Source organism: Sphingomonas sp. BT-65 (genome assembly GCF_026107375.2).
Lineage (GTDB): Bacteria > Pseudomonadota > Alphaproteobacteria > Sphingomonadales > Sphingomonadaceae > Sphingomonas.
In genome coordinates, this window is sequence record NZ_JAPCIA010000003.1 from 198521 (window position 1) to 215042 (window position 16522).

At 64.3% G+C, this 16522-nt stretch carries 9 protein-coding genes; 8 read left to right on the forward strand and 1 reads right to left on the reverse strand.

Features of this window, described 5'->3' with window-relative positions:
* Positions 1-305 precede the first annotated feature (305 nt).
* Positions 306-1547 (forward strand): ROK family transcriptional regulator, encoded by a 1242-nt coding sequence (locus OK349_RS19085; RefSeq protein ID WP_265119506.1) that lies wholly within the window; start codon positions 306-308, stop codon positions 1545-1547.
* A gap of 6 nt (positions 1548-1553) precedes the next feature.
* On the opposite strand, the gene OK349_RS19090 is transcribed toward OK349_RS19085, so the two are convergent.
* A complete protein-coding gene (locus tag OK349_RS19090; RefSeq protein ID WP_265119507.1) occupies positions 1554-2918 on the reverse strand; it encodes a sugar porter family MFS transporter in 1365 nt (454 codons plus the stop codon).
* A gap of 217 nt (positions 2919-3135) precedes the next feature.
* Between OK349_RS19090 and OK349_RS19095 the strand changes: the two genes are divergently transcribed.
* The 7 genes from OK349_RS19095 (at position 3136) to OK349_RS19125 (ending at position 16517) form a co-directional block, all read left to right on the forward strand.
* Positions 3136-3969: a class I mannose-6-phosphate isomerase gene (locus tag OK349_RS19095; protein ID WP_265119508.1), complete on the forward strand. Its 834-nt coding sequence runs from the start codon at positions 3136-3138 to the stop codon at positions 3967-3969.
* A complete protein-coding gene (locus OK349_RS19100; protein WP_265119509.1) occupies positions 3959-5215 on the forward strand; it encodes a sugar MFS transporter in 1257 nt (418 codons plus the stop codon). The genes OK349_RS19095 and OK349_RS19100 overlap by 11 nt, the downstream gene beginning before the upstream one ends.
* 53 nt (positions 5216-5268) lie before the next feature.
* Positions 5269-7614, forward strand: coding sequence for a GH92 family glycosyl hydrolase (locus OK349_RS19105; protein WP_265119510.1), 2346 nt, complete (start codon positions 5269-5271; stop codon positions 7612-7614).
* 216 nt (positions 7615-7830) lie between these two features.
* A complete protein-coding gene (locus OK349_RS19110; RefSeq protein WP_265119511.1) occupies positions 7831-9672 on the forward strand; it encodes a glycoside hydrolase family 2 protein in 1842 nt (613 codons plus the stop codon).
* A 294-nt stretch (positions 9673-9966) separates the two neighbouring features.
* Positions 9967-12966: a TonB-dependent receptor gene (locus OK349_RS19115; RefSeq protein WP_265119512.1), complete on the forward strand. Its 3000-nt coding sequence runs from the start codon at positions 9967-9969 to the stop codon at positions 12964-12966.
* 132 nt (positions 12967-13098) lie between these two features.
* The gene (locus tag OK349_RS19120; protein WP_265119513.1) at positions 13099-14172 is read left to right on the forward strand and encodes a glycoside hydrolase family 43 protein; all 1074 of its coding nucleotides are present in this window, start codon (positions 13099-13101) and stop codon (positions 14170-14172) included.
* A complete protein-coding gene (locus OK349_RS19125; RefSeq protein WP_265119514.1) occupies positions 14169-16517 on the forward strand; it encodes a GH92 family glycosyl hydrolase in 2349 nt (782 codons plus the stop codon). Before OK349_RS19120 ends, OK349_RS19125 begins: the two co-directional genes overlap by 4 nt.
* Positions 16518-16522 lie beyond the last annotated feature (5 nt).

Sequence of the window (16522 nt, forward strand, 5' to 3'; positions counted from 1 at the left end):
GTCGTCAGGCTGCAACCAGCCGTCTGAGCTAGAGATCGGGGGAATCGGCGAAGTGTTTAGGATTTTTTGCCGGGGCTTCCGGACCAAGCGCTTGTGGGCCGTCCCTGCGAGCATCAATCTAAGGCGGCCGATCAGCGACGCCAAGCGTCATGTGCCGCGTGAAGACCGTCGCTCACGCCGCTCGCCATTGACTCGAAGACTCCACTCCGCTTTATCGAAAATCGCTTTATTAAAGCGCTCATCTTTATGGGCTTCAGTCCGTTCACAGTCCTCGGGCATATGGACAACTCGGAGAACATCCACCGATGCCGCCCAATCTTCCAGCTTTTGATCAGCGGCAGACGACAAAGGGTGGAATCGAGGCGCGAGATGCCCGGCTGACCCTCAGTCTTTCGGGTACGAATCTCGAACGGGCGGGTGACTATAACCAGCGGATCGTACTCCAGGCCATTCGCCTGACCGACGAGACGACGCGAAGCGATCTGGCGCGCGTAACCGGGTTAACGCCGCCGACGATCGTCAACATCACGAAGCGGCTGATCGATCTGGGCCTCGTCAAGCCGGCCGGGCGGCTGCAAGGCAAGCGGGGCCAGCCGGCGATGCGGATCGTCATCGATCCGGATGGCGCCTTCGCGATCGGGCTCAACATCGACCGCGATCACATCACGCTGGTGACGCTCGATCTCGCGGGGAAGATCCGCAGCCGCCATACGCGCGAGATCGCCTTCGCGCTGCCGGAAACGGTCGTCGATTATGTGCGAGAGATGCTGCCCGGACTGCTCGATGAAGGCGGGATCGACCGGGACCGCATCCTCGGTGTCGGGGTCGCGCTCCCTGACGATCTCGGGCGCATTTCGCTGCCGCACCGGCCGAAGGAATATGATGCCTGGGACGATATCGACCTTGGCGCGTTGCTCCGCGAAGTGCTCCCCTGGCCGCTTCATGCCGACAATGACGCCGCATCGGCAGCGCTCGGTGAAGTGCATCTTGGCAATGGCATCGCGCATCCCAGCTTCTTCTACCTGCTGATCAGCGCGGGGCTGGGGGGTGGTCTGGTCATCGATCGAAGCTATGTTCGCGGCGCGAATTCCCGATCGGGGGAGATCTGGGCAATGCCCGATCCCGAACGGGGCGAAGGCGTGAATGTGCAGGATACGGTTTCGCTATCGGCGCTCTACGCGCGGCTGGAGGCGCAAGGGTATGAGGTGAACCGGCCCGAAGCGCTGATCGACGGCCCGGCCGGGCAGGAGGCGGTGATCCTCCAATGGCTCGACGATGCGACCGATGCGCTCGTTCAGCCGCTGATCGCGGTGAACTGCCTGATCAACCCCGCCGCCATTCTGATTGGCGGGCGGCTGCCGGGCAAATTGGTCGACGGACTCGTCGAGCGGCTCAATGCACGGATGGCGGGGCACAAGCTTCCCGTGGTGGCGCCGGTGCAACGTGCGGGCGCATCCGACGATGCGTCGGCGATCGGCGCGGCGATCATTCCCTTTCTCGACCATGTCCTGCCGTCGGAATCGATCCTGATGCAGGCGGGGCGCTAGGCGCGCCTAGCGCTCCTTGATCTGGCGATCCATCTCGTCGAGGTCGACGCCCCGCGTTTCGGGGAAGACCGCCGCCACCACGATGAACTGCAGAACCATTGCCCCGGCGAAGATGACGAAGGGCGCTCCGGGCGACCATGCCACCATGATCGGGAAGATCCCTGCGACCAGCGCGTTCATCAGCCAGTGCGTGCCGGCGCCGAGCGCGCTGCCCCGCGCGCGGACCGGCGTCGGGAAGATCTCCGAAATATAGACCCAGATGACTGCGCCCTGGCTGGTGGCGAAGAAGGCGATGAAGCCGATCAGCGCCGGCAGCATCAGGCGCGCATCGACCGCGCCGAACAGCACGCCCGCCGCGAGGGCGAGGCACAGAGTCATGCCGGCGGCACCGATCAGAAGCAGCGTCTTGCGCCCCAGCCGGTCGATCAGCGCCATGCCCACGAGCGTGAAGACCAGATTGGCGGCACCGATCAACACCGCCTGGCGATCGGGCGACAGCGAACCGGCGCGCGCGAAAATGTCGTTCAGATAATAAAGGACTGCGTTGATCCCGGCGAGCTGGTTGAACATCGCGACAAGGATCGCGAGCAGGATCGGCCGGCGATGGCGGCGCCACGACAGTTTCTCGCCAGGCGGATCGCGCTCGAGTGCCTGCTCGATGTGGTGGAGCTCGGCCGCGGGGGACTCGCCGATCCGGGCGAGCGCCTCGCTCGCTTCGCCGCGGCGGCCTTTGGTCACAAGCCACCTTGGGCTGTTGGGGATCGCGAACAGCAGCCCGAAGAACAGCAGGGCAGGGGCGGCGGTGACGCCGAGCTTCCATCGCCAGGCGGTCTCGCCGTCAATAAGCCCGGCGATCGCCGCGTTGCTGAGATAGGCGGCGAGGATGCCGGTGACGATCATCAGCTGGAACAGGCCGACGAGGAATCCGCGATGCTGCGGCGGCGCGATCTCGGCGATATAGACTGGCGCAAGGACCGAGGAGCCGCCGATCGCGAGCCCGCAAATGAACCGGAAGAGGAGGAACGAAGGCCAGCTCGGCGCCAGTGCGCAGCCGAGGCCCGAGACGAAATAGAGGATGGCGAGCACGCGCAGGCTGTCGCGGCTGCCGAACGCGTCGCCTGGCTTGCCTGCGAACAGCGCGCCGGCCAGCGTACCCCACAACGCCGCCGAGACGGTGATACCGAGGGTTTCGGGCGTGAGCGCGAACAGGGCGGTCAGGTCGCCGGTCACGCCGGCGATGACCGCGGTGTCGAAACCGAACAACAAGCCGGCAAGTGCCGCCGTTCCGATCGCGGCGGCGAGGACGCCGCGGCGTGCGCTGCCGCGCGCCTCGGCGCCAGAAGAAGCTGCGCGCTCGGGCGTGCCTGTCATCCTACCTCTCCCGCGGGATCGAGCATCGGTGCCCGTCCTCGTCTTCCACGGGGCATGCCACAAACGCGATTTCGATCAAATAAATTAATTTTAGTTATTATCTTGACGCCGACGGTGCGGGCGAGGCAGGCTGCAAACATCGGGTGCATCGCGCTGCGCGGGTGCTTCCGGCATCGCCTGACCCGCAATGGCGGGCGGGAAGCGTAAGGAGGGGCTGGTGCCAGCGACATTGCTTGCGACCCATCGCGTCGAAAAACCGTGGGGGCGGCGGCAATTGCGGGCCCCGTTCGGCGATTCGGCGGCGGATGGCGAGCCGGTCGGCGAGATCTGGTTTCAGGCGCCCGGCGACACGGCGCCCGACCTCCTCATCAAATATCTGTTCACCAGCGAAAAGCTGTCGGTGCAGGTGCATCCCAATGACGAACACGCGCACGTCCGCGGCCTGCCGCGCGGCAAGGATGAATGCTGGCTGATCCTCGATGCCGGACCCGGCGCGACGATCGCGCTCGGTACCAAGACGCCGGTCGACAAGACGGCGCTGCGCGCAGCGGCGCTCGACGGCAGCATCGAACAGTTGCTCGACTGGAAGCCGGTCAAGGCGGGCGACTTCTTCTACGTCCCCTCGGGCACGGTGCATGCGCTCGGCGCTGGGCTGACACTGATCGAGGTGCAGCAGAATAGCGAGACGACCTACCGGCTCTATGACTATGGGCGCCCGCGCGAGCTGCATCTCGACGATGGCGTCGCCGTTGCTGATGCGCGGCCCTACACGCCCTACCGGTCGCCCGCCCGCGTCGATGACGGCAGCGCGATCCTTGTCGACGGGCCGAAGTTCGCGCTCGAGCGGTTTCCCGGCGGCGATTGGACGATTGCGGTCCCCGCTGACGGTACCGCGTGGCTGATCCCGGTCGCGGGCGAGGGGCTGGCCGATGGCGTCGCCTTCAAGGCAGGCGAATGCCTCGCGCTGACCGGTACCGCGCAGATCGCCGCCGATGCCGATGCGGACCTGCTGCTTGCCTACCCCCTGGAAGGACAATCGAATGACCGATAGCCGATCGGGCACTGCCTGGACGTTCGCCTACGTCACGATGCTGTTCTTCGTCTGGGGCGCGGTGACCGCGGTCAACGACATTCTGATCCCCGCGGTGAAGGCGATCTTTGCGCTCAGCGATACCGAAAGCTTCCTGACCCAGTTCGCCTTCTTCATGGCCTATGGTGTCGTCTCGCTGCCGGCAGCGGCGATCATGGGGCGGGTGGGCGCGGCCAATTCGATCATCCTCGCGCTGGCGACGATGATCGTCGGCTGCCTGATCATGCCGCTCGCGACCGTGGTGCGCGCCTATCCGATGGTGCTGGTCGGCCTGTTCGTGATCGCATCGGGCATCACTTTGCTGCAGGTCGCGGCCAATCCGCTGTCGGCGTCGCTCGGGCGCCCCGAGCGGTCGCATTTCCGGCTGGTACTGAGCCAGGCGTTCAACTCGCTCGGCACGGTCGTCGCGCCGTATCTGGCCGCGCGGACGCTGCTGCAGGGCGGATTGTTCGAAGCAGGGCCGGTGACCGAGGCGAAGATCGCCTATTCGCTCGGCCGGATCGACGTCGCCTATGTCTTCATCGCGGTGGTGATCGGCGTGCTCGCGATGTTCCTCTATCGCGTCCGCCACGAGATCACGGCCGCCGCGCCGCCGCCCGAAAAGAGCGCCGGCGTCGCCAGCGCCTTCGCCTCGCCCTGGGCGCTCGCGGGGGCGCTGTCGATCTTCCTCTATGTCGGCGCCGAAGTCGCGATCGGCAGCGCGATGGTGAACTTCCTCGAGCAGCCCGACGTGTTCGCGATCAGCGCGGTGGAGGCGGGCAGCCTTGTCAGCCTCTACTGGCTGGGCGCGATGATCGGCCGGTTCGTGGGGTCGGGCCTGCTCTACCGGCTGCCCGCGGGGCCGCTGCTCGCGGCGGCCGCCATCGCCGCGGCGCTGCTGTGCCTGACCGTGAGCCAGATCAGCGGGCCGGCGGCGGGGGTGCTCGCGATCTCGGTCGGGCTGTTCAATTCGATCATGTTCCCGGTGATCTTCTCGCTGACGATCGAGCGCTCGACCGCACCGGCATCGGCGACATCGGGGCTGCTGTGCATGGCGATCGTCGGCGGGGCGTTCGTTCCGCTGCTGTTTGCGTACGTCGCCGACGCCAGCGGCAGCCGTTTCCTCGCCTTTCTGGTGCCGGTGGCCTGCTACCTCGTCATCGCACTGTTCGGCTGGCGTGCGGCGCGGGTGGCAGGGGCGGGGGCGCCGGACGTTTCTCCGCACTGAAGCACACGCAACGAAACCCGTTTTCGAGAAGGGGCGCGATGAAAAGGACACATTTGCAACATCGCTTTCGCACGGTTGGCATCGCGATGGTGTCGTCCGCGACGATCCTGGCTGCTTCCTCCGCGACCGCGCAACAAGCGCCCACCGCGCGCCAGTCGCCGGTCGATCTCGCCGACCCGCTCGTCGGCACCGCGCCGCTCGACGATCCGGCGGTGATCGGCAATGCCCCGCCGCCGGGGGAGCCGGTCTATTCGGGGCAGACCTCGCCCGGCGCGCGGCTGCCGCATGGCGCGGTCGAGGCGGCGCCGGTCAACAACAATATCGAGCTGCTCTACCCCAACGGCGTCCCCGTTCCCTATTATTACACCAACCCGACGATGATCGGCTTCACCGGCGGCGGCGGATCGACCTATGGCGGCGGCGCGAAACCGATCATCATGCCCGTGGTGGGCGACTGGTCGCCGCCGCCTGCCTACAGCCAGTCCTATTACGACAAGTCGCGCGAGAAGGCATCGCCGGGCTATTACTCGGTCTATCTCGATACCTTCCGCACCCAGGTCGAGCTGACCGCGACGCGCTGGGCGAGCGTGATGCGCTTCACCTTTCCCAAGAGCGAACGATCGAACGTCATCGTCAACCTGCCGCGCCACGGCGGGACGATCGAGGTCGTCGGCGACCGCATCGTGCGTGGCCTGTCGAACGACAAGGACAGCACCGACGGTGCCTATTTCGTCGCCGAATTCTCCAAGCCCTTCGCCGCGCTCGGCACCTTTCGCAAGGCGCCAGGCGACAATATCGGCTGGGGCATCGGCAACAGCGACGTGAAGCCCGGCGGGCGCGACATGACGGGCAGCTACGCCGGCGGCTACGTAACCTTCAGGACAAATGCCGGCGAGCAGGTGCTGGTGAAGATCGCGCACGGCACCAGCTACGAGCAGGCGGCGCAGCGGCTCGCCGCGGAAATTCCGGGCTGGAATTTTGATGGGGTCCATGCCGCGGCGCGCGATACCTGGGCGCAGCTCCTCAATCGCGTCCGCGTGTCGGGCGGCACCGAAAAACAGCGCAAGCTCTTCTACTCGACCTTGTTCCAGTCCTTCGCCTCACCGCGGCTGATCGCGGCGAAGGGCGAGAAATTCGCCGACTTGGGCGGCAGGGTCCAGGTCGCGACGCACGACCGCTACGGTCCGGTTCCCTTCTGGGATACCGGGCGCAACCAGATCGTGCTGCTCGAACTGATGGAGTCCGAGGCGGTCAAGAACATCATGGCGTCCGAACTCGCGATGGCGCGCGAGAAGGGCTTCATGAACACCTCGTTCCACGGCGACAATGCGGTGTTCCTGTTCCTCGGCGCGTGGCAGCGCGGCATCGAGTTCGATTACGCCGCAGCCTATGAATATCTGCGCAAGAACGCGACCGACCCCAAGGGGCCGCGCGGCTATCTCGCCGAATATATGCAGCAAGGGTGGATCTCGGACATCGTGCCCGATCACAACCCCAGCCCGCCCTATGCCGGCGGCAAGGCGGGTGCGGACAAGACGCTCGAATATGCGTGGGACGATTATGCGCTCGCGGTCTACGCGAAGAAGCTCGGCAAGGATGCCGACTATCGGATGTTCCTGAAGCGCGCGAGCAACTATGCCAACGTCTTCGACAAATCGATCGGCTTCATCCGCGGGCGCACCGCCGACGGCAAGTGGATCGCGCCGTTCGATCCGCAGGAGCCTTATTACAACTTCATGATGAAGGAGGCGTCGGGCTGGTCGACGCTGTGGCTGGTGCCGCACGATGTGCAGGGGCTGATCGGTCTGCTCGGCGGGCGCGACGCGTTCAACGCCAAGCTCGATGAATTCTTCACCAAGCCATATAATCCCAAGGGCATCTGCCGCGACTGCACCGGCGTGATCGGGCAATATGTCCATGGCAACCAGCCCGACCAGCAGGCGCCCTATTATTACAACTGGAGCGGCCAGCCTTGGAAAACCCAGGCGCTGGTGCGGCAGATCCTCGAAAGGACCTATGCCAGCGATGCCGCGGGCTATGGCTATCCTGGGATGGACGATCAGGGCGCGACCTCGTCCTGGTATGCGCTGAGCGCGCTCGGCTTCTACCCGGTCGATCCGTCGAGCCAGGATTACATCATCGGCAGCCCCCTGTTCGACGATGCCAGCCTCGAGATGGGCAACGGCAAGATGCTGCGCATCGTCGCGCGCAACAATTCGGCCGCGAATGTCTACATCCAGTCGGCGACGCTGAATGGCAGGCCGTGGAACAAGCCATGGTTTCGCCATGACGATGTGAAGGGCGGCGCGACCTTCATCTTCACCATGGGACCCAGACCGAACAAGCAATGGGGTGCCGCGCCCGCCGCCGCGCCGCCGTCGATGTCGCCGGGACGCTGACCGGTGCAATACCCCGGCCCCGCCATTGCGCGGGGCAGGAGCCCAGGACCCGTACCCCTCCCCCTCAGGCGGGTCCTGGGCTCCACCATATGAGCCGACCGGAACAGGAGAAGATCCGTGCGTAGCCTGATGATCATGACGTCATTTTTGGCCCTCACGCCGATGGGGGCTCAGGCTCAGGCCCAACCGCGTGACGCCGTCTATACCAGCGACCTGATGACACGCTGGGGCAGGGAGGTGACGCCTGAGAATGCCTGGCGCCTCTATCCGCGCCCGCAAATGGTGCGCGAGCGCTGGATCAATCTCAACGGCCTGTGGGATTATGCCATCGCGCCCAAGGCGGCCGAGCGGCCGGCGGCGATGGACGGGGAGATCCTCGTGCCGTTCCCTGTGGAGTCGAAGCTCTCACGCGTCGCGCGCAAGGTTACGCCCGACGACCGCATCTGGTATCGCCGCAGCTTCACCGTTCCCGCCGATTGGCGCGGCGAGCACGTCATGCTCAATTTCGGCGCGGTCGATTACGAGGCGACGGTGCGCGTCAACGGGTCGCTCGTCGGCTCGCACCGGGGCGGGTTCGACGCCTTCGGGTTCGACATCACGCCCTATCTGAAGCCCGACGCGAACGAGCTTGTCGTCGAAGTGACCGATCCGACCAGCGCCGGCACGCAACCGCGCGGCAAGCAAATCCTCGACCCCTCGGGCATCTGGTACACCGCGGTCAGCGGCATCTGGCAGACGGTATGGCTCGAGCCAGTGCCCAAGCTCCATATCGCCGAGGTCCGCGCGATCCCCGATATCGACCGCGGTACCGTCGACGTGGCGGTCGCGCTGAGCGGCTGGGCGAACGACACCGATGCGGTCCGGCTGACCGCGAGCGCGGGCGGCAAGACCATCGCCTCGACGATCATCCGCGCCAACCGGCGGGCGACGCTCGTCGTCCCCGGCGCGCGCCTGTGGTCGCCCGACGATCCGTATCTCTACGATCTCAAGGCCGAATTGGTGACGGTGCGCGATCCCTATGCCGGCGAGAAGGAGCGCGATCGCAAGGCCTATGATTCGCGCTTCACCGGCCATGAACGGCAGGCCTATGCGGGCGCGCAGATCAGCGGCGCGCCGCGCGACAGCGTCGCCGCCTATTTCGCGATGCGCAAGATCTCGATCGGAGCAGGCCCGGTGCAGGGGCAGCCGGTGATCCTGCTCAACAACAAGCCCGTTTTCCAGAACGGCACGCTCGACCAGGGCTGGTGGCCCGACGGGCTCTACACCCCGCCGTCGGAAGCGGCGATGAAGAGCGACATCGTCTTCCTCAAGAAGGCGGGCTTCAACATGCTGCGCAAGCACATCAAGGTCGAGCCGGCGCGCTATTATTACGACGCCGACCGTCTGGGCATGCTGATCTGGCAGGACATGCCGTCGGGCGGCGGCGAGGATCAGTATCTCGCCGGCACGAGCCGGTATCAGGCGGTCTTTTCGTCGGAGACGATGGCCGAACAGCAGAAGCAATTGTCCGAGATGATCGGCGAGCTTCGCGCCTTCCCGTCGATCGTGATGTGGGTCGTCAACAACGAGGGGTGGGGCCAGTATGACTCGGCCACCCTGTCGCGTTTCGTGAAGGGCCTCGATCCGACGCGGCTGGTGAACGCCAATTCGGGCTGGCTCGACGTCGCGCCCGATGTATCCGATGTGCTCGACATCCACACCTATGAAGACGTGCCGAAGACGCCGCCGCTTCAAGCGAACCGCGCAATCGTGCTCGGCGAATATGGCGGCGTCGGCTTTCCGGTCGCAGGGCATATCTGGCGGCCGGGCAAGGGCAATTGGAGCTATCAGGTCGCACGGGACGAGAACGACTATCTCGCGCGGTACCGGCGCAAGATGGAAGAGGTAATCCGGCAGGCCAGGGAGGCCGGGCTCAGCGCATCGGTCTATACCCAGACCACCGATGTCGAAGACGAGATCAACGGCCTTTTGACCTATGATCGGGCGGTGCCGAAAGCGCCTCCAGAGAGCCTGTCGAACATCGCCGCTCCGCTCTGGCGAGTCGAAACGCGGGACTGACTCGCCGCAGGCGGAACGCGCCACCGTTTCCAAAGCTCGCCGGCACACGGGCCGTCGCGAGAAGGGTGATTGCGGCTCTCGCCCGAAACCATTCCGATCCTCCAGAAACCGCAATTTCATAGCGATTTAGGCTCGTCTCATCGCACCTCCCCGCATGCCGGAAAGATTTATTTGACAAATTGTTTTTTATATTCTGAATTGAAGCTGCGTGGACTGGACAGGGTCGGAGCCCGGTTCCTGCGGAGCCGGATAATGAGCGGGGCAAAGAGCCCCTCCAACAGGGAGAGTGATCACATGAAGGCAGGGCAAATCCGTTCGCCAGAGGTGCGCGGCCGCGAGCGGCTGGTGCGCGACCTGATGCTGACCGCGGGCGTCGTGGTCGGCCTATCCGTCGTCCCCGCATACGCTCAGGACCAGCCGCCACCTGCCGGCGCGCAACCTCAGGCGGGCGATGCCGCGCAGGATGACGAAGCAATCGTCGTCACCGGCTATCGCCGGTCGATCGAGGCGAGCCTCGAGCAGAAGCGCGAAGCAAACGCGTTCGTCGATGTCATCACCGCCGAGGATATCGGCAAGTTCCCTGACAAGAACGTCGCCGACGCGCTGCAGCGTGTGCCGGGTGTGATCATCTCGCGCGATGGCGGCGAGGGCAGCCGCGTGAGCATTCGCGGCCTGCAGGAAGGGCTCACGCTGACGTTGCTCAACGGCAACTTCCTTGCGGGCGCGGATAGCGGCGATCCGCAGCGATCGTTCAACTATGTGCTGCTGCCGTCCGACTTCATCGCCAGCACCGAGGTTTACAAGTCGCCCGAGGCGCGGCTCGAGGAAGGCGGCGTCGGCGGCACGATCATCCTCAACACCCGGCGGCCGCTCGATTTGCCGGCCTGGTCGGGCTTCGCCTCGGTCGAAGGCACCTATTCGGACACCACCGAGAAGTTCGAACCGCAACTCTCCGGGCAAGTCTCCTGGAAGAACGAGGCCGAGACTTTCGGCATTCTGGTCGGCGGCGTTTATCAGAAGCGTTCCAACCGCGAGCTACGCGGCACGACCGAAACCTGGCGCTGGTGGAGCGACCGCGACGCGGACGGCAACGTCCTGACGCCCGCGACCGACATCAACGGCAATCCCTACGCCAATGACGACGCCATCTCCTATTGGCCGGGCGAGGGAGTCACCGCCCGCGACGGGACGCATTATACGGGATATTGGGCGCCGCAATCGGTGAACACGGAAGTGTTCAATCAGGAGCGCGAGCGCTGGGGCATCCAGGCGACGGTGCAGGTCAAGCCGTTCGAGAACGTGACTGTGACCTCCAATTATTTCCGGTTCGAGTATAGCAGCAATTTCACCAGCAACGTGCTGAAGATTCCCGAATGGGGTTATGGGAATTTCTTCACCGGGCCGACCTTCGATCCCAGCGGCACCATTTTCCAGTCGGCGCGGTTCGAGGTCCCGGCGGCGGGAACCGAATGCCTCGCCAATACCCCGCCATGTACCATGGAAACGCCCCAGCTTGCCGGCAGCTACAGCCGTGAAAAGCAGGTCTCCAACACGTTCGAGACCGAGGTCAAATATGAAGGCGACCGCTTCGACGCGGTCGCGAAGTTTGGCAAGACACGGGCGACTGGCGGCCCGTCGATGCGGTTCAACGTTGCGGCGAAGCCGCGGCTGACCACCACCGGTGCCGAGCGGAACGGCAATTTCCTCAGCGCCTGGGACTTCACCGGCGGCGATCTCAACATGGAGTTCTCGCCCGAACTGCAGGAGAATCTGAAGAACGGCATCGCGCAGATCGACATCGGGTCGACCGGCTCGGGCTTCACCAACAGCGAGATGGAACAGCGTTACGCGCAGCTCGACCTGATCCGGCGCTTCGACGGCTTCCTGAAGTCGATCCAGGTCGGCGCCAAGTGGCGCGAATTGGACGTCCACCGCGAACGCGGCCGCAACGAATGGTATGCCGATCCGGCAACCGAGCTGCGCTATCAGGATACGCCCGAGGGGGCGATTGCGCGTCCGGAATATTTCTATGACAACCCGATCGGCAACATTACCCGAGGGTTCGGTGCGAGCTCCTTCCCGGGCATCGATTTCGAGCGGTATCTCGCCCATATAAACTCGACCTACGGCCCGTCGGTACGCGTGCTCGAAGAGGAGAACGTGTACAGTCTGACTGAGCGCGTCTGGGCCGGCTATGTGCAGGCGAATTTCGAAAGCGGTGGTTTCCGCGGCAATATCGGCTTGCGGGTCGCCAATACCAAGCAATCAGGCGTCAGCACGGACCGGCTGGAGTATCTCGACGACTATTGCGTCGACGGTCCGGGGGGAGACTTCGACCCCAACAAGCCGCTCGGGCCGGACGGCAATTGCCTGATCATCCCGCTCGAGCAGCGCCGCAGGCTCGTCAACACCCCCGTCGACCAGTCCAAGAGCTATACCGACTGGCTTCCGAGCCTGAACGTTTCCTATGAGATCACCAGCAATCTGCTGGTGCGTGGTGCGGTCGCGAAGGTGATCGCTCGCCCTGCGATCCACGAACTCGGGAGACAGCGCTCGCTCACCTATCGTTCGGCGGCATGGGCCTTTGACCGGGGTCAGTTCGGCGAGTTCGAAGGCTGGTCGGGCGAAGGCGGCAATGCCGAATTGAAACCGTTCTCCGCGTGGCAATACGACGTCGGTATCGAATGGTATTTCCAGCGCGGTTCGGTGATCGGCGCGACGCTGTTCCGCAAGGATGTATCCGACTTCATCGTGCCGCTGGTGCTCGACGTGACTCGCGAAGTGGCCGGCGAGCAAGTGCTGATCCAGCCCTATTCGACGAACGCGAACGGATCGAATGCGGTGTCGCAGGGCATCGAGCTCTATGCCCAGCACACGCTGTCGTTCGGCCTGGGTGCGCAGGTGAACTTCACCTATAACGACACCTCGGTCGCCCAGATCACGCTCGATGGTCAAGTGGTCGGCGAGTCCCCGCTGGTCGGCAGCGCCAAGACCCAGATCAACGCGTCGGTGTTCTACGAGAATGACAAGCTGCTGCTGCGCGCATCCTACAACCGCCGCGGGGAGCGGGTGCAGGGGCTCTCTTCGGGGCTGAACATCTATGATGCGCCCTATCAGCAGATCGACCTCAATGCGTCCTACGAACTGATGGACGGCCTGATGCTGTCCGCCTCGGTCATCAACCTGACCAGGGAGGTTGAGCGCCAGCATCTCGGCAACGACACCGACGCCCGCTTCGTCCGGAGCAACTATTTCGGGCGACGTGCTTATGTGGGACTGTCCTACAAATTCTGATGGGGCACATGCCCCTGGCTCTCCCCCCGGGTGGCTCCGAAAGGAGCCACCCACCCCTTTCACCGGGGAAGGGATGCAAATTTCGATGCGGCAAGATGTCCGCGTGATGGGGAACAAGGGGAGCGGCGTAGCGTGCGGTTCGGTCTGAAATCACTGGCTTTTGGCGTGGCGCTATTGGCGAGCGGCACGGCTTGCGCGCAGAACCCGATCGTTCCTGGCTGGTATGCCGACCCGGAAATCCGTGTCTTCGGCGATCGCTACTGGATCTATCCGACCTATTCGGACCATGCCGAAACGCCCGATGTCTCGCCGCATTTCAGCGAGAAGCAGAAGGAATTGCGGAACCGGAAGGCGGTGCGGCCTTCCTATCATTTCCAGACCTTCTTCAACGCCTTCTCGTCGCCTGACCTCATCCACTGGACCAGGCACGACCATGTGCTCGATGTCGCGAATGTCGCCTGGGCCGCCTATGCCGTTTGGGCGCCGTCGGCGATCGAGAAGGACGGCAAATATTATCTCTTCTTCGGCGCCAACGACATCCAGTCGGACGATCAGCTCGGCGGCATCGGGGTCGCGATCAGCGACCGCCCGGACGGGCCGTTCAAGGATGCGATCGGCAAGCCGCTGATCAGTGCGTTCCACAACGGCGCGCAGCCGATCGACCAGTTCGTCTTCCGCGACGACGATGGGCAGCATTACCTCTTTTATGGCGGCTGGGGCCATTGCAACGTCGTGCGCCTCGGCGACGACCTGACCTCGCTTCAGCCCTTTCCGGACGGTAGCAGGTTCAAGGAAATCACGCCGAAGGGCTATGTCGAGGGCGCTTTCATGCTGAAGCGCAAGGGCGTCTATTATCTGATGTGGTCGGAGGGCGGCTGGACCGGCCCCGATTATTCGGTCGCCTATGCGATGGGATCGTCCCCGACCGGCCCGTTCAAGCCGATGGGCAAGGTTCTTCAGCAGGATTTCAAGATCGCGCGCGGGGCAGGGCATCATTCGGTGGTCAATGTGCCGGGCACCGACGACTGGTATATCGCCTATCACCGCCGACCACTTGGCGAGACGCGTGGCGAGCGGCGCCAGCTTGCGATCGACCGCATGATCTTCAACGCCGACGGGACGATCGCGCCGGTGAGAATGACCAATAAGGGCGTTGAAGCGCGCCCGCTGCCGGCGCGTCCGGAAAAGGGGGGAAGGGCGAAGTGAAGACAATCCGGAAAGCGGCGCTGGCCGCGGCCGCGAACGCGCTCGTGCTGACCAGCCTGGGCACGCCGGCAGCGCTCGCACAGTCCTCGCAAGGAAGCGGGCAGGTTGCCCTCGCCGATCTGGTCAATCCGCTGATGGGTACCGATTCAAGCTTTCGCCTCTCCTACGGCAACACCTATCCCGCGGTCGCGGTGCCGTTCGGCATGAACAGCTGGACCCCGGTGACGGGCGAGCCGGGGAATGGCTGGGGCTATACCTATGACGGCGAGAAGATCAGCGGCATCAAGCAGACCCACCAGCCGAGCCCGTGGATGAACGACTATGCCGCCTTCGCGCTGATGGCGGAAACCGGACCGGTCAAGGTCAAGCAGCAGGAGCGCGGCAGCTGGTTCAGCCACAAGGCCGAGGTGGCGCGTCCCTACTCCTACAAGGTCTATCTCGCCGACTATGACGTGACCGCGGAGGTTACCCCCACCACGCGCGCCGCGCAGTTCCGCTTCACCTTTCCCGAGAGCGACGCCGCGCACATCCTGCTCGACGGTCTCGCAGGCGGGTCGATGGTCAAGGTCGATGCGCAGAACCGCCGGGTCACCGGCTATGTCCGCAACAATCGCGGCGGTGTGCCCGACAATTTCCACAGCTATTTCGTCGCCGAGTTCGACCGCGATTTCGAGGTCGCACGCACCTGGGCGGGCGACAACCAGCCGACGAACGAACTGGCGCGCGAGGGCGACCACGTCGGCGCAGTGCTGAGCTTCAAGACCAAGAAGGGCGACAAGGTTCATGTCCGCGTCGCCTCGTCGTTCATCAGCCCCGAGCAGGCGCTGCGCAACCTGCGCACCGAGATCGGGAACGACAGCTTCGACACCACGCAGGCCAAGGCGAAGGCCGCATGGGAAAAGGAATTGTCGCGCATCCGCGTGACCGATCCCGACCCTGAAAAGGTCCGCACCTTCTATTCGGCGCTGTACCGGATGCTGCAATTCCCGCGCATCTTCTGCGAGAAGGACGCGGCCGGAAAGATCGTCCACTACAGCCCGTATGACGGCAAGATGCATGACGGCTACATGTTCACCGACAACGGCTTCTGGGACACGTGGCGCGCGGTCTTCCCCTTCTTCGCGCTGATGTATCCCGAGCTCGACAGCCAGATCATGCAGGGGCTGGTCAACACCTACAAGCAGGGCGGCTGGCTGCCCGAATGGGCGAGCCCCGGCTATCGCGACGTGATGATCGGGTCGAACTCGGCGAACCTGATCGCCGACGCATATTTCAACGGCGTGCGCGGCTTCGATGTCGAGACGCTGTACGAAGCGATGATCAAGAATGCGACGACCAGCCAGGGCCGGCCGAAAGACAAGGCGGGCAAGGTCATCGGCGCGGTCGGGCGCGAGGGTGTCGAATATTATAACCGGCTCGGCTACGTCCCCTATGACGTGGGCATCAACGAGAATGCCGCGCGCACGCTCGAATATGCGACCGCCGACTTCTCGATTGCTCAGCTTGCCAAGGCGCTCGGCAAGGAGGCCGATGCGAAGAAATATGGCACGCAGGCGCTGAATTACCGCAAGCTCTATGACAAGGAGAGCGGCTGGATCCGCGGCCGCAATCAGGACGGAAGCTGGGCGACGCCGTTCAACCCCTACAAATGGGGCGATGCGTTCACCGAGGGCAATGCGCTCCACTATAGCTGGGCGGTGATGCAGGACGTCCACGGGCTGATGGAGCTGATGGGCGGACGGCAGAAATTCGTCGAGCGGCTCGACGCGATCTTCACCACGCCGCCGATCTTCGACGAAAGCTATTACGGGCAGGTGATCCACGAGATCCGCGAAATGCAGATCGTCGACATGGGGCAATATGCCCATGGCAACCAGCCGATTCAGCACATGCCCTATCTCTATAATTGGGCGGGTGCGCCGTGGAAGACGCAGCATCATGTGCGCGACATTATGGCCAAGCTCTATTCGTCGGCGCCCGACGGCTATCCGGGCGACGAGGACAATGGCCAGACCTCGGCCTGGTATGTTTTCTCGGCGCTCGGCTTCTATCCGGTGACGTCGGCGACGGGCGAATATGCGATCGGCAGCCCGCTGTTCCGGAAGGCGGTGCTGACGCTGCCCAACGACAAGACGCTGACGATCAACGCCGCGAACAACAGCGCCGCGAACGTCTACCTCCAATCGGTGACGCTCGGCGGGAAGCCGCATGCGAAGACCTATTTCACGCATCGCGCGCTGTCGCAGGGAGGAACGGTCGATTTCGTGATGGGCGCCAAGCCCAACAGGCAATGGGGCAGCGCGCCCGCCGATGCGCCCTTCTCGATCAGCGTGCCATCGAAGTGATCCGG

Excerpts from the sequence above, each read along its gene's own strand:
- OK349_RS19085 (WP_265119506.1), top strand. The coding sequence starts at position 306 with ATGCCGCCCAATCTTCCAGCTTTTGATCAGCGGCAGACGACAAAGGGT.
- OK349_RS19090 (WP_265119507.1), bottom strand. The coding sequence starts at position 2,918 with ATGACAGGCACGCCCGAGCGCGCAGCTTCTTCTGGCGCCGAGGCGCGC.
- OK349_RS19100 (WP_265119509.1), top strand. The coding sequence starts at position 3,959 with ATGACCGATAGCCGATCGGGCACTGCCTGGACGTTCGCCTACGTCACG.
- OK349_RS19110 (WP_265119511.1), top strand. The coding sequence starts at position 7,831 with ATGACACGCTGGGGCAGGGAGGTGACGCCTGAGAATGCCTGGCGCCTC.
- OK349_RS19115 (WP_265119512.1), top strand. The coding sequence starts at position 9,967 with ATGAAGGCAGGGCAAATCCGTTCGCCAGAGGTGCGCGGCCGCGAGCGG.